We start from the raw sequence: 14,626 nt of genomic DNA, 5'->3' as shown, positions 1-14,626 counted from the left end.
GGGGGACTACATCGGAATCTCGTCGGCCGACCGTAGATCACTGTCGACATCCACCGGCGCGCATTCGCCGCAGATGCCGGTGTCCGCGGTTCGGGGTACGCCGAGTTGCGAGCGGTGTACGAGTCGACTGCCCCGTCCCGGGCATGAACCTGCTGGTCTGGAGCCCGCGGTGTGGCGGTTCAAGTCGCAGGCTGGACAGCCCGTCAGGTAGACGGGGGCGCCGAATCAAGCGTCCATGGCCGACATCGAGACGCGGTGCTCCACGTGTGCTGCGCTTTTGATCCGCGCCTGCCAACGGGAGCGCGAACTCGCACGTCGGTGTCAGAGGGACCAGTCAGGATGGTCGTCATGACCGACGGAACGACTTGGCTCGCTGCCCGCCAATCCATCGCCTTCGGGGCCACTATGTGGTGCTCGCCCGCGGGCTGTCCCCGGACGAGCTCGCCGACCGCCTCGCGGCGACCGTCCTGTACGACACGGAGCACACCGCCGTGACGGTCGGGGAGCACACCGGGGAATCTCTGTTGGAGCTCATCAACGACACGTACGGCGATTACTACGACGGCATCGGCCTGCGCCTCGGCCGCAACGGGGACTGGAGTTACGCGGTGGCGTACGGCGGTTGGCACGGCGAGTTCGACTCGCCGGAACCGGTCTCGCGCGGCGGCGCGCACGTCTGCCTCCTTGAGTACGACGAGGACAACGGCAAGCCGGTCCCGCCGCACTTCGCCTACTTTCACGACGGCCGCCCGGTGAGCGCCTTCAATCTGCACCTCGACGCCTCGTGGGGTTACCAGGGGGTCGTCGGCGACCCCGCGACGGCCGCCCGGCTGCAGGACCTGATGGCCGCCGCCGGCCTGCCGGACCCTGAGCGGGACAGAGAGGACGTGCACCGCACCGCACTGGGCATCGTCGAGCGCTTCTTCGGGCTTTCGCTGCCGAAAGACCCGATCGTGCACGGCACTCTGATGGCCGTTCTGCTGGAACCGACGTGATCCATGGCCGAGCCAAGCTGGAGCCGAAGGGTATATTCCGCCAATGCGTACCGGGCGACCGGCCCTCACTCCCGCGGCATCCTGTCTGCTTCAACGGCGGCCACACAGGGAGCCGTAAGGCCCCGCGCTACGGGAACCGGCTGGTGGGCCCTGTGCCGTCAGCCCGCCCGCCGCCAGACGGTCGCGTACGTCGTCGATCAGCCCCGTGCCCAAGCCTTGTGCCTGGGTCAGCAGTTCCTGGAAAGAGCTCAGGCGGCGGAAGGTTTCCGCATAGACGGCCTGTTCCTCCAGCGGCAGTTGGAGCACCTGCAGTCGTCGGATGTCCACACGTGACGAACTGGAGGCATGTGTGCCGGCCTGGCGGCCGTTGGCGGGGGCGCGTAGACACCCGGCAAGGAAGTCGGCGTCCAGCTTCTCCGGATCCATCCGCAGTACGTAGAGCTGGGGTCCGAGCGCCAGAGGGGGCCCCTGGTGCACCCATGCGCGGAACGCGCGGACCACCCCGGCCACCACGACGTCGCCCTCCTCGGCCACGGTGTGCTCGACGTCGGCTGCCACCGTCCCCCTGGGTGTGCCGTCCATGAGCAGGTCGGGAACGGTCAGCAGAGGAACGCCCTCGCTCCGCACCGAACCAGTCGGTTCCGTCGGCTGCTGTCCGGCCCGCAGCGTCAAGGCACCGGCCTTGACCAGGTCGCCGACGGTGACAGCCGTGCGCGACTCACCCTCCTCGAAGTCCAGCTTCGACAGGAGCTGCGTCAGCTGGGTGAGTTCGCCCAGCGCCCCTGACAGCTCGTCCCACGAAGCCGCGAGCTCGACGCCGCTCGTCTCGGTGCCGGAAGCGGTGTAGCGGCCAGGGGTGACGTCGACTTCGTCGTCCAGCAGATCGAGCAGCGGGACGCGTACGGCTCCCTCCGGCAGCTTCGCGTCAGGTCTGTCGAGGTCGCCGACGGCTCCCAGTACGAACGACGACAGCGCCTCCCAGTCCGGACCGCTTTCACGCGCCCCTGGTCGGCCGAACCGGGTCGCGTCGACAAGAAGTGCGTCCTGGGTGACCGGCCCCGCAGCGATCCCTTCCCCTGCCGTACGCAACACCCACAACTGAAGGGAGACGCTGTGCGGTTGTGCGCACCCGGGTGGCAGCGCCACGACCGCCCGGAGCTGGCCGGTCCGCAGCAGGGAACCCCTGATGCGGCGGCCCGCCTTGCGGGAGGCGACTGCGGGCGGGAGGACCACCACGGCCGCACCCCCCGGCCTCAGATGGGCCAGCAGGTGCTGCACCCAGGCCAGTTCCGGCTCGGTTCGCGGCGGCAGCCCGTGCGTCCAGCGCTGGTCCGTGGCCAGTTCCTCGTAGCCCCAGTCCCGCTCGTTGAAAGGCGGGTTGCACAGCGCGACGTCCGCCCGCAGCCCCGCGAACGGGTCGTCACGCAAGGCATCCGCCGTGGCGATCTCCGCGCGTACGTCACGCCCTTCGGTGGTGAAGCCGAGCCGGGCGGAGGCGAGAGCGGCGAGAGCCGTGTCCTTCTCGCAGCCCAGCAGTGCCAGGTCCGGTCCGCTGTACTCCTCGGCGGCGGCAGCCACCAGGTGCCCTGTGCCGCAGGCCGGGTCGAAGACCGTGAGCCCGTCCTCGTCGTTGCCGGTGCGGGTCCCGAGCGCGAGCCTGGCCATCAGGGACGCGAGCGGGGGTGGGGTGGTGCTCAGCTGGCGGACGTGGGTGTCCAGCCAACGCTGCAACAGGAATTCGAAGGTCTCCCGCTGTCCTTCCGCGCGGCCCAGCCGGGCCGCGTCGGCGACGAGGTCTACGGCCGGTGCCGTGAGGCCCGTGGCGGCCGTACGGGACCGGGGGCTACGCATGCGACGTGCCGCCTCTGCGATGGCGATCCCCGATTCGTCGCGAGTGCCCAGAGCCTCGAAGCGCGGCCACAGCAGTTCACGTCCGCCGACGTCGTCGAGCTTTCCGTGATCACGCAGCCACTGCTCCACTTCGGACAGCGAGAACTGCGGGCTGACGTCGGTGCCCCCGATACGGGACGGGAAAGAGTCGTGGCGGCGGCGCCAGTTGCTCACTGCCGCGCGGCCCACTCCCGCGATCCGGGCGATTTCGGCCAGGCTGACGGGTACAGCGTTGGGTGTGCTCATCTGGGAGGCTCCGGGTTCATCGGGCCACCGGGTTGGTCGGCGGTCCCGGCAGCCGTAGTGACGCCCAGGCTACTACGATGATTGACTTTGTTCACAGGCTAGATCCGTGATGCCGCTGTGTGGGAAGTGTGGAGGATGGGGAATTTGCAGACCTTCGTGCCAGGAATGGTGCTGTGTGACCGATACGAACTCGCTTCGGTGCTCGGGCGCGGCGTGATGGGCCAGGTCTGGCAGGCGCGTGACCTCTCCCTCGAACGACCGGTCGCGGTCAAGACTGTCGCCGCCGAACTGCTCGCCGTACCCAGCAGCCGCGAGGCTGCGCTGGCCCGCTTCCACCGGGAGGCCCGAGCAGCCGCCCGCCTCGACCATCCCAACGTCACCACGGTTCACGACGCGTCGATCACCGACGACACCTGCTGCCTGGTGATGCAGCTGGTCGACGGCACCACTCTGGAGCACCTCTTCGACCAGCAGGACGGCGGACGGTTCGACGTGCCGACCGCCGCCGCGGTCGCCGCCCAACTGTGCTCCGGACTGTCTGCCGCCCACGAGGCCGGCCTCGTGCATCGTGATCTCAAGACGCAGAACGTCATGATCCGCCGCGACGGTGTCGTCAAGATCCTCGACTTCGGCCTGGTGAAGTCCCTCGCCGACGCCGATCCGCAGCTGACCATGACCGGCGAGGGTATCGGCAACATCCTGTGCGCCTCACCGGAACTGCTCGCGGGGCACGGCCGGATCGACGGCCGCAGCGACCTCTACGCGGTCGGTTGCCTCCTCCATCACATGCTCACGGGTGCACCCCCGTTCAACGTCTCCCAGCCGGCCCGCCTCGCCTCGTGCCATCTCGGCGAGACCCCGTCGCCGATCGGAGAAACACGCGCGGATGTTCCAGAACCGCTCGAGGCGCTGGTGACGTCGCTGCTCGCCAAGAGCCCTGACGACCGCCCCTCCACCGCCACCGAGGTGTACGCCACTCTCGGCCCGTTCCTCCCCGCGTCCGATCCGGCGCTGGCCACCCGTCGCGGCCTGCCCGAGGACCCACGCCGTCCCTTCCTCGTCCCGCAGGGGCCGTGGCCGCTGTGATCGGTGAGAGGATGGCCGTCGCAGGCCGGGCGCACCGCACCGCCCCGGCCGTAGGGGTGTGACGGGCGCCGCCGGCGCCAGGAGTGGGGACGGGCGCGATGCGGCGAAGCCTGGGGCGGTACGAGCTCACGCACGAGCTGGGCCGGGGCGGCATGGGCGTCGTCTGGGCGGCGCGCGACCACGACCAGGGCGGTCACGAGGTCGCTCTCAAACTGCTCGCTCCCCAGGGGTACGGCTCCGCGCTCACCACCCTGGAACGCCGCTTCCTGCGCGAGGCCCGCCTCACCGGCCGTCTCAGCCACCCCGGCATTCCTGCCGTCCTCGACCACGGCAGCCATGACGGCGAGCTGTACCTCGTCATGGAGCTCGTGGACGGCCGTGCCCTCGACGCCGTTCTCAAGGACGAGGGCCCGATGGCGATCGACCGCGCCGCCGGGATCGCACAAGCCGTCGCCGATGTCCTTGCCTACGCCCATGGGCAGGGCATCGTGCACCGCGACCTCAAACCGTCCAACCTCATGATCACCGGTCTCGGACAGGTCAAGGTCCTCGACTTCGGAGTGGCCGCGGCCTTGGAGCCCCGGCCCGGCGAGACTCGCCTCACGGCGAGCAATGCCGCCCCCGGCACCGTCGTCTACATGGCGCCCGAGCAGGCCGTCGGCAAGACGGTGCCCGCGAGTGACCTCTACTCCCTGGGCTGCGTGCTGTACGAACTCCTCTCTGGAACGCCGCCGTTTACCGAAGGCGGTCCCTTCATGCTCTATCACCGGCACGCGACCGAGCCTGTTCCCCCGCTCACCCGCCGCCGGCCCGACGTCCCCGACGGCCTGGACAGGCTGGTGGGGGCCCTGCTGGAGAAGCTTCCCGAGGATCGTCCCGCCTCGGCCTCCGAGGTGCAGGCCCTGCTCGACCCTTGGGTCCCGGCCCCGGTCGGACAGGCGGCGACGGCACACCCCCGGCTCGCGGAGATCGCCGCGCTGCGGCGTGCGGGTCGCCCCGCGCCCGCGCTCGCGGCGTACGAGGAGCTGCTGGTGTCGGCCGATCTGGCCGGTGCCGACGTCCTTGCTGTACGCGTCGGCATAGCCCTGTGTGCGGGGGCCCTCGGGCGCACCCGCGAGGCCCTCGACGAACTCAGGTCCGTTCTTGCCGAGCAGCGCAGTCTGCTGGGTCCCTCCAACCCTGCCGTGCTGGACACGCGCTACGAGATCGCGGTGCTTCTTGTGCGATCCGGCGAGCGCCATCCTGCCCATGAGCTGCTGCGCCGCCTCGCGGACGACGAGGAGCGGGCCTTTGCGGCGGACGACACGCGACGGGGCCGCTCACGAGCCCTGCTGGCTCGGTTGAACCGGATGAGCTGAGATCATCTTTGTAATCTCTGTTCACAGTGTACCTGCGGTGTTAGGATGCCATCGCACCGTTCGGGTGGGAAGACAGGACACTTGTCTACGAACGGCAGCAGGACGGACCGAGGGGAACACTGCCGATGACGCCAGCAGCCCAGCGCGAGACGGAACGCATCGAGGCGGAGGAGCTCCCCGAGGAGGGCAAGCTCGTCGAGGTACGCGGACAGTCCTGGGTCGTCGCCCGCGTCGAGCCTTCGCCGGCTTCCGACACCGTGGAGGTGGACGAGGACGCCGCCCCCCGCCGGGCCGCCACCCTCGTCCACCTCCAGTCCGTCGCCGACGGCCGCTTCGGCGACACCCTCTCCGTCATCTGGGAGGTCGAGCCAGGCCGCCGTGTGCTGCCCGCCGGATCCCTCCCCGACGCCTCCACCGGCCAGTACGACTCCCCGAACCGCCTCGCCGCCTTCCTCGACGCCGTGCGCTGGTCAGCCGTCGCCTCGGCCGATGCCAAGACCCTCCAGGCCCCGTTCCGCTCCGGCGTCGCCGTCGAGCCGTACCAGCTGGAGCCCGTCTCCCGTGCCGTCGGCGCCCCCCGCGTCAACCTGCTCCTCGCCGACGACGTCGGCCTCGGTAAGACCATCGAGGCCGGTCTCGTCGTCCAGGAGCTGCTGCTGCGCGGCCGGGCCCGACGGGTCATGGTCGTCTGCCCGGCCGGGCTCACCCTCAAGTGGCGCGACGAGATGGCCGAGAAGTTCGGCCTCGAGTTCACCATCGTCGACTCCGAGCACTGCGCCCGGCTGCGCCGCACCCACGGCACAGCGGCCAACCCGTTCCGCGTCCACCCGCTCACCATCGTCTCCCTGCCCTGGCTGCGCGGCCAGAAGGCCCAGCGCCTCCTCGACGAGGTCATCGGCGCCCCGGAGGAGAGCAGTGACGGCGAGCACAAGCGCTTCTTCGACCTGCTCGTCCTCGACGAGGCCCACCACGTCGCGCCCGCCGCGCCCAAGCAGGTCTACGCCGTCGACTCGCAGCAGACCAAGCTGATCCGCCGTCTCGTCCCGCACTTCGAGCACCGGCTGTTCCTCTCCGCCACCCCGCACAACGGCTACCCCGAGTCCTACACGGCCCTTCTTGAACTCATCGACGACCAGCGGTTCGCCCGCGGCGTCGACCCCGACAAGGAAGCCCTCAAGGACACCGTCGTACGCCGCCTGAAGTCGACCGTCACCAACGCCGACGGCACCCCGCGCTTCCGCACCCGCCGGACCGTCGAGCTGTCCGTCGACTACACGCCGCAGGAGCGCGAGATCCACCAGTTGCTCGGCTCGTTCGCCGAGCTGCGCCGCAAGAAGCTCACCCCGCAGGCCCGTGGCGGACGCCGGGCGGCCGACCTGGTGACTCTGCTGCTGAAGAAGCGCCTCTTCTCCTCACCGGCCGCATTCCTTCACACCGTGCAGGTCTACCTCTCCCACCTGGAGGACACCGGCCCGGTGCGCGGTCGCGCGGCCGCCGCCGACGTCCCCGAGTGGCTGGAGGAGTTCGCCGACCTCGTCGCCGACCTTGACGACACGGGCCTGGTCGACGCCGAGGACGACGCCCTGACCCGCTCCACCTCCCTCACCCCCGCCGAGGACGGTCAGGAGCTCGACCTCCTCCAGCACATGGAGCGCTGGGCGCTCACCCACGAGGCCGCCCCGGACTCCAAGGCCGAAGCGCTCATCAATGAGCTCAAGGCCATCTGCCGGACGTCCGACGGCAAGCACTGGACCAACGAGCGCGTCGTGGTCTTCACCGAGTACCGCGACACCCAGGAATGGCTCCACAACCTCCTCCGGCAGGAGGAACTCACCGACGGCGGTCGCGTCGAACGCCTCCACGGCGGCCTGTCTGCCGAGGAACGCGAACGCATCCGCCTCGGATTCCAGGCCGACCCGTCCCGCGCGGAGGGCAAGGTCCGCATCCTCCTCGCCACCGACGCGGCCGGCGAGGGCATCGACCTTCAGAACCACTGCCACCGGCTGGTCAACTACGACATCCCCTTCAACCCCAACAAGCTCGAACAGCGCATCGGTCGCATCGACCGCTGGGGCCAGAAGACGGACCCGGAGATCACCCACTTCATCGGCTCCGGCTGGCAGCAGGCCCAGGTCGGCTCCTACGAGGCCGACCTGGAGTTCCTCTCCCGCGTCGCCAAGAAGGTCGCGCGCATGGAGCACGACCTCGGCTCCGTCAACGCCGTCCTCGCCGACGCCGTCCAGCGCCGCATGACCGGCGACACCGGCCCCGTCGACATCGAGAACGCCAAGCCCAAGCCGATCAAAGGCCGCCGAACAGGCGGCGAGGTCGCGCCCGAGCAGAACGTCACCGCGCAGACCAAGAAGCTGGCCGACCAGTACGACGACACCGTCTCGACGCTGGGCCTCACGCCCGTGAACATCAAGCGCGTCGTCGACACCGCCCTCGCCCTCGACCACCAGCCCGCGCTCGTCCCCTCGCTGGTGCGCGCGGAGGACTTCGAGCCGGGCGACCTCTTCGACGTGCAGCCGCTGTCCGGCAGTTGGGAGCGAGCCACCCGCGGCCTCGCCCACAAGCTGCGTGACGGCGAGCAGCGCCCTCTCACCTTCTCCCCGGCCGTCGCCGCGCACGGCCGCGACGACGTGGTCCTCGCCCACCTCAAGCACCCGCTCGTCGCCCTCTCGACGCGTCTGCTCACGGCCGCCGTCTGGAACGCGGACTCGGTCGGCCTCAAGCGCGTCGCCGCCGTCGTCTCCGACGATCCGGCGGTCACGACGACGCTGGTGTCCGCGTACGCCCGCTACGTCCTCGTCGGCAACGACGGCACCCGCCTCCACGAGGAAGTCCTCTACGCGGGCGGCTGGTTCGGTGACACCGGACGCTTCCGCCGCTGGGAGTCCGTCGGCGAGCAGGGCCGCGTCCTCTCCCGTGCCCTCACGGACGGCACCGAGGCCGCGCCGCACCTGCGGCAGCAGTTCACCGACGCCTGGCCGAAGCTCCAGCAGCCGCTGTACGACTCCCTCTCCGCCCGCGCCCGCGAACTCGGCCGCCAGCTCGAAAGCCGCCTCGGCGACCGCCAGGCCGAGGAGGAACGGCGCATCACCGCGACCCTCGACCGCTTCGAGAACACCCTGCGCGCCAAACTCAAGGAAGAGGGCGAAGGTGAGGGCGAGCAGCTGGCCCTGCTGTCCACCCACGAACTGACCGGCCACGAACGCCGCCAGTTCGAGGACGACCGCAAACGCTGGGACGATCGCCTCAAGGGCCTGCCCGCCGAGCGGACACGCGAACTCGCCGCGATCGCCGCCCGCTACCGCGAGCCCCGCTCGCACCTCTTCCCCGTCGCAGTCGTCTTCGTCGTCCCCGCAAAGGAAGCCAGCCGATGAGCCGCCCCGCCACCACCAAGAGCAGTGGACTCGCCGCCGCCAAGGCCAAGGCGCTCGACGGCCGCCGGCAGCACCAGGAGTGGCTGGACCTCACCGAGGTCTCCGGCCCGTTCCTCACCATGCCCGTCCTGCTGCGCGCCTGGCCCCAGCTCGACGCTCTGGAGAAGGACGAACGGGCCCGGCTGCGCGCCCGCCACGCCGACTGGCAGACCGACACCGTCGCCGGCCGCGACGAGTGGGTCGCCTACGTCCTGCGTCAGCTTCTCGGCTGGGACGACGCCCTCGCCTTCCGCCAGGGCGACGCCGAGCACGACGGCCTCGACCGCCTCACCCTGCGCGTCGCCGAGCACAACACCGAGGTCCGCCCGGACTTCGCCCTCGTCGAGCCCGGCGCCGACCTCGCCGCCGAACCGGACGTGGATTCCGCCGCCAAGCGCGTCCGCCTCCTCGGCATGACCGTCCCCGCCGGGACCGTCCCCACCGGCCGCGCGGGCGGAGGGGCTCGTGACGGCGACTGGGCCGCCGGCCCCGCCGACCGCCTCGCCCGCCTGCTCCGCCACCACGGCGTCGCGCTCGGGCTGGTCACGGACGGCCGCTGGTGGTGCCTGGTGTGGGCGCCGGTCGGCGGCGTGACGACCACCGCCGTCTTCGACTCCATCGGCTGGAACGAGGCCGCCGAACGCAACGTCGTCCGCGCCTTCGTGTCCCTGCTGCGCCGCCGCCGCTTCTTCGAGTACGAGGAGGCCGAGACGCTCGTCGGCCTGCTCAGGGCCAGCCTCGCGGCGGGCGAGGACGTCACGGAAGCTCTCGGCGTGCAGGTCCGGCAGGCCGTGGAACTCCTCGTCGACGCCATAGGGCGAGCGGACGTCCGCGCCATCGAGAACGGAGCGCCGGGGCTCCACGCGTCCGGCGTCGCGGCGAGTGACGTGTACCGCGGCGCGGTCGCCGTCATGATGCGCGTCGTCTTCCTGCTCTTCGCGGAGGAGCGCGGCCTGCTGCCTGCCGACAACGAGGTGTACGCGCGGTCGTACTCGGCGCGCTTCCTGCGCAACGAACTCAAGGCGCGGGCGGACGCGGAGGGCGAGACCTCGCTGGAGCACACCACGTCCGCGTGGCATCGGCTCATTGCTTTGTTCCACGCCGTGCACGGGGGAGTGGACCACCCGGAGCTCAAGCTTCCGGCGTACGACGGCTCGATCTTCGACCCGGACAAGTATCCGTGGCTGGAGCGTTCGACCCCGCTGCTTCCGATCGACGACCGGACCGTGTTGCACATGCTCCAGTCGGTGCAGGAGGTCCGCGTCGGCAAGGGCAAGCAGCGCGAGGTCCGCACGCTGAGCTTCCGCGCGCTGGACGTCGAGCAGATCGGCTACGTGTACGAGGGCCTGCTCTCGTACGACGGGCGCCGGGCCACGGAGCACATGGTCGGCCTCATCGGGCCCGAGGGGCTTGAGCACGAGGTGCCGCTGCGGGAGCTGGAGTCGCTGGCGGCGAAGGCGGGCTCGTCGGTGAAGGCGCTGGCCAAGTCCATCCACGAGAAGTGGAAGGACCCGAAGCCGCCGGCGACGGCCGGGCAGCTGGAGAAGAAACTCGCGCCGGTGCCTGCGGAGGCCGCGGCGGAGGCGCGGCGTCGGCTCAACGCGGTCACGAAGGATGCTGAACTGACGGAGCGGCTGCTGCCGTTCGTCGGCATCCTGCGGGAGGACCTGCGGGGCCTGCCGACGGTCATCCCGAACGGCGCGCTGTACGTCACGGAGTCCTCGCTCCGGAAGAACACGGGCACGCATTACACGCCCCGCTTCCTGGCGGAGGAGGTGGTGCTGCACGCGCTGGAGCCGCTGGTGTATGAGCCGGGCCCGCTGCAGACGGCGGACACTCGGAAGTGGCGACTCAAGGACCCTGAGCAGATTTTGGAACTCAAGGTCGCCGACATTGCGATGGGCTCGGCGGCCTTCCTGGTGGCCGCCTGCCGTTACCTGGCTGACCGGCTCATTGAGGCCAAGGAAGACAAGGGTGACCTGGACGCGATGGCGTACCGGGCCGGCCGCGCGGTCGACGCCGTGACGGCTGCGGACGCGGAACAGGACCCGGTGGTCGTCGAGGCGCGCCGCCAGATCATCGAGCACTGCCTGTACGGGGTGGACATCAACCCCATGGCCGTGGAGATGGCGAAGCTGTCGCTGTGGCTGGTGTCCATGGACCCGGAGCGGCCGTTCACGTTCCTGGACGACCGGTTGGTGGCGGGGGACTCGCTACTGGGTGTGCACAGCATGGAGCAGCTTCAGTCCGTGCACATGAAGCCGGAGCAGCAGACGGATGTCCTGGCCGAGCGGGCCCGTGAGTTGGTGGACCAGCTGACGCAGGAGCGCCTGGCGATCACCGCGATCCAGGGCGTGGACCTGCCGGCCCTCCAGGACAAGCGCGCACGGCTGGCGGAGGTCAACCGCCACTCGGAGCGTCTGCGTCTGGTGGGCGACCTGATCGCGGGCGCGGCGCTGGCGACGTGCGCGTCGGGACGCGTGGAGTGGTACGCGCCGACTGGCGGGGAGCGGATGCGGGACCTGTTCCCGCATGCGGCGTGGATGGTGCAGCGCATCATGGAGGACGGCGTCGCCGACGATTCGGACGTGGTCCGGGAGGCGCGCGAGCAGGCGGAGGAGTGGCTGGCGTCGGAGCTGCCGAAGGGGGCGCTGGAGCGGAGACCGGTGCATTGGCCGCTGGTGTTTCCGGAGGTGTTCTCGCGGAGGGGTGGGTTCGACGCGGTGGTCGGGAACCCGCCTTTTCTGGGGGGACAGAAGCTCACGGGTGTGATGGGGGAGGCCTACCGGGAGTACATGGTCGACTATGTGGCGGCGGGCCAGAGAGGGAGCGCGGACCTTGTGGCGTACTTCGAACTGCGCACGCATGCGCTGCTGAACCGAGGTGGGCAGTCGGGGCTTATCGCGACGAACACGCTGGCGCAGGGCGACACGCGCGAGGTGGGCTTGGATCAGCTTGCTTCGGCTGGCGTGGAGATCCGCAGGGCGGTGAAGAGTGCGCCGTGGCCATCGGCTTCGGCTGTGCTGGAGTACTGCGCGGTGTGGACGAGCGTGACGCCGGTTGCGGCGGCGGCCAAGCGGACGCTAGGCGGTGTCGTCGTGCCAACTGGTATCTCGACTGGGCTGAACCCGGCGACTCGGGTTACATCATGGGCAGAGCCGCTTGAGAAGAACGCGGGGGTTTCGTTCCAAGGTTCGACCATCCTCGGCCTCGGTTTTACATTGCCGGAAGAAAGGGCGCGCGAGTGGATTGAGGAGGACGAGCGATATCGGGAGGTGCTCTTTCCGTACCTCAATGGCCAGGACATCAACACGCACCCGGAGCATGGAACGGACCGGTGGGTCATCAACTTCCATGACTGGCCGAGGGAGAAGGCGGAGCAGTATCCGCGGGCGTACGAGCAGGTCTTGCGAGACGTGAAACCAGAACGAGGCCGTAACAACCGGGACGTTTACCGGTACAAGTGGTGGCACTTCGGTGAGAAGCGTCCTGCGTTGATTAAGGCTCTTAAAGGTCTGGATCACTGCATCGTGATCACGCGCGTGAGCAAGGTTGTGATGCCTGCGCTTCGGCCGGCTGGTCCCGTGTTCAGTGAACAGGTAGTTGTTTTTGCCTCGGATGATTACGCCCTCCTGGCTACTCTGAGTAGCGCTCCTCATTATTGGTGGGCTCTCGACCGTGCTGGCACCATGAAGGGTGATTTGCGATATGCGCCTACCGACGTTGTAGAACCCCTAGTCTGCCCGCCATTCTCCGATCCTCTTCGCGATTTTGGTGCCGCCCTCCTCGCCTATCGTGGCGATCTTATGCGTGCCCGTAAAATCGGCCTGACCGCCGCCTACAACCTCGTCCACGATGAGACCTGCCAGGACGCCGACATCGTTGAACTCCGCCGTATCCACACGGCGATTGACCGTGCCACGATCGAGGCCTACGGCTGGAACGACCTACTGGACGAAACCGGCGCGACGCCGCCCACCGACCCCACACACCAGACAGTTCCGCTGGACCACGGCTTTCACGACACCGACCAGGGCCCCCGTTACACCATCGGTCTCCTCGCCCGGACCGAGATCATCGACCGGCTGCGGCAGCTCAACCACCAGGCGTATGCCGACGAGGTCCACCTCGGGCTGCACAAGGGCATGACGGACAAGAAGGCGCGGGAGAAGCACCCCGATCTGCCTCCGCCCTCCCTGGAGGCCGTCCGGAAGCGCAAGGAGCAGCTTGCCGCGCGGAGTGGTTCGGATTTCGGTGAGGGCGGCGAGGACGCTCTCTTCTGAGCCGCCCAGATGACAGAGGGCTCGTTCGTCACGCGTCACATGTGGCGAACGAGCCCGTCGTTGCTCAGCGGGCGTGCTGTCGGCTACTCGGCCGCCGACGTCACGAACGCGGTCCATTCGCCCAGGCCGACCCGCAGCACCGGCCCGCTGTCGGCGGTCTTCGAGTCGCGCACGTACATGGCGTCCGCCCCGGTGGCCACCTCCACGCAGTCGCCGCCGCTCGTGCCGCTGTAGCTGCTCTTGAACCAAGCCAGTCCCGCGGGCTGAGTGGTGTCGTGGTCGGTGCTCATAGCTCCCCTGCCATGCGCTCGATGAGACGCGAGGACTCCTCTGTGTTGAGGGCCTGCGTGCGCAGCATCCCATACCGCAGCCAGAACTCGCTGACCTCGTCGCGATCCGATCTGACGGTCACAACGTCTTGCGCTTCGACGTACACGGTCTGCCTGCGGTCCGTCGACTCGAGCAGCACCATGGGGCCGTTGAGGCCACTATGTGCGCCTCGGGCGGTCGGCATGATCTGAAGCTCGACGTTGCGAAGCCGGGAGCACGACAGTAGGTGCTCCAACTGTGTCCGCATTACGGCCTCGTCGCTCACTACTCGTTGGAGTGCGCCTTCCTCCACGATGAAGACGAAGATCACCGGCGGACTCTTGCGCGTCAGCAGGGTCTGGCGTGCGAGGCGGGCCCCCACACGCTGTTCGATGGTCTCCTCGTCCAGTGGAGGGAAGTGGGCTTCGAGGAGTGCCTGCGCGTAGGCCTCGGTCTGCAGCAGACCGGGGACGAGCATGGGGTCGTACGAGAACCTGCTCACCGCCTCGGTCTCGATAAGGGCGACGTTACGGAAGAAGCGCGGCAGCTTCGCCCGGTCCACCTCGTCCTGGAGGACCTCCAGAACGCCCCGCGCCTCCAGCACCCGGTCCGCCGCCGCCGTGAACGACGCCTTCGCCGGCCGCCGTCCCTGCTCGACCGACGCGACCTGCTCCAGCGAGTAGCCGATGGCCTCCCCGAGCGCCTGCTGGTTCAATCCCGCCCGCTTCCGCAGGTGTTGCAGCAGCCTGCCGTATGCCGACCAGGCCCCCGGCAGATCGCTCTCCTCCCTGGCAGCCTTCACCGTCCGGCTGTTTCGCGTGTCCCGCACCGCCCATCACGCCCTTCCGTCCCCGAGTGCACCCCGCCCACACCGCGACGCTTGCCAGCCCGAACGCGCCGCGCCAAGGTTCAACGCAGGCAGCGATTCCCGGGACACGACCCCGTACCCGTACAACGCCCGTACACGGCCCGTATAAACCCCACGACCACGAACTTTCGCGCCCGTACGCCACCTACCCCGTACGGCCGTCACC

Annotated in this window: 8 protein-coding genes; 5 read left to right on the top strand and 3 right to left on the bottom strand. The window is 69.4% G+C overall.

Going from position 1 to position 14,626, the window contains the following annotated elements:
- Nucleotides 1–407 precede the first annotated feature (407 nt).
- Nucleotides 408–995, top strand: coding sequence for a DUF6461 domain-containing protein (locus ACIPJI_RS21870; protein WP_402248147.1), 588 nt, complete (start codon nt 408–410; stop codon nt 993–995).
- A 90-nt stretch (nt 996–1,085) separates the two neighbouring features.
- On the opposite strand, the gene ACIPJI_RS21865 is transcribed toward ACIPJI_RS21870, so the two are convergent.
- Entirely contained in the window at nt 1,086–3,131 is a 2,046-nt protein-coding gene (locus tag ACIPJI_RS21865; protein WP_402248145.1) for an N-6 DNA methylase, read from the bottom strand.
- 135 nt (nt 3,132–3,266) lie between these two features.
- On the opposite strand from ACIPJI_RS21865, the gene ACIPJI_RS21860 reads away from it, so the two are divergent.
- The 4 genes from ACIPJI_RS21860 to ACIPJI_RS21845 all read left to right on the top strand — a co-directional run bounded on the left by ACIPJI_RS21860 (nt 3,267) and on the right by ACIPJI_RS21845 (nt 13,283).
- Nucleotides 3,267–4,217 (top strand): serine/threonine-protein kinase, encoded by a 951-nt coding sequence (locus tag ACIPJI_RS21860; RefSeq protein WP_402248143.1) that lies wholly within the window; start codon nt 3,267–3,269, stop codon nt 4,215–4,217.
- 98 nt (nt 4,218–4,315) lie between these two features.
- Entirely contained in the window at nt 4,316–5,575 is a 1,260-nt protein-coding gene (locus ACIPJI_RS21855) for a protein kinase (RefSeq protein WP_402248141.1), read from the top strand.
- Nucleotides 5,576–5,700: 125 nt separating this feature from the next.
- The gene (gene drmD / locus ACIPJI_RS21850) at nt 5,701–8,961 is read left to right on the top strand and encodes a DISARM system SNF2-like helicase DrmD (RefSeq protein ID WP_402248139.1); all 3,261 of its coding nucleotides are present in this window, start codon (nt 5,701–5,703) and stop codon (nt 8,959–8,961) included.
- Nucleotides 8,962–9,080: 119 nt separating this feature from the next.
- Nucleotides 9,081–13,283 (top strand): Eco57I restriction-modification methylase domain-containing protein, encoded by a 4,203-nt coding sequence (locus ACIPJI_RS21845; RefSeq protein WP_402248137.1) that lies wholly within the window; start codon nt 9,081–9,083, stop codon nt 13,281–13,283.
- 83 nt (nt 13,284–13,366) lie between these two features.
- On the opposite strand, the gene ACIPJI_RS21840 is transcribed toward ACIPJI_RS21845, so the two are convergent.
- The gene (locus ACIPJI_RS21840; protein ID WP_402248135.1) at nt 13,367–13,573 is read right to left on the bottom strand and encodes a DUF397 domain-containing protein; all 207 of its coding nucleotides are present in this window, start codon (nt 13,571–13,573) and stop codon (nt 13,367–13,369) included.
- A complete protein-coding gene (locus tag ACIPJI_RS21835) occupies nt 13,570–14,394 on the bottom strand; it encodes a helix-turn-helix domain-containing protein (RefSeq protein ID WP_402248133.1) in 825 nt (274 codons plus the stop codon). Before ACIPJI_RS21835 ends, ACIPJI_RS21840 begins: the two co-directional genes overlap by 4 nt.
- Nucleotides 14,395–14,626: the final 232 nt, after the last annotated feature.

This window comes from Streptomyces sp. NPDC086835 (assembly GCF_044745705.1).
Lineage (GTDB): Bacteria > Actinomycetota > Actinomycetes > Streptomycetales > Streptomycetaceae > Streptomyces.
Note: the sequence above shows the minus strand (reverse complement) of the source record. Positions and strands in the feature narration are given on the sequence as shown.

Bases quoted from the DNA above. Each gene is read 5' to 3' on its own strand.
- ACIPJI_RS21865 (WP_402248145.1), bottom strand. From the start codon at position 3,131: ATGAGCACACCCAACGCTGTACCCGTCAGCCTGGCCGAAATCGCCCGG.
- ACIPJI_RS21860 (WP_402248143.1), top strand. From the start codon at position 3,267: ATGGGGAATTTGCAGACCTTCGTGCCAGGAATGGTGCTGTGTGACCGA.
- ACIPJI_RS21855 (WP_402248141.1), top strand. From the start codon at position 4,316: ATGCGGCGAAGCCTGGGGCGGTACGAGCTCACGCACGAGCTGGGCCGG.
- drmD (WP_402248139.1), top strand. From the start codon at position 5,701: ATGACGCCAGCAGCCCAGCGCGAGACGGAACGCATCGAGGCGGAGGAG.
- ACIPJI_RS21845 (WP_402248137.1), top strand. From the start codon at position 9,081: ATGCCCGTCCTGCTGCGCGCCTGGCCCCAGCTCGACGCTCTGGAGAAG.
- ACIPJI_RS21840 (WP_402248135.1), bottom strand. From the start codon at position 13,573: ATGAGCACCGACCACGACACCACTCAGCCCGCGGGACTGGCTTGGTTC.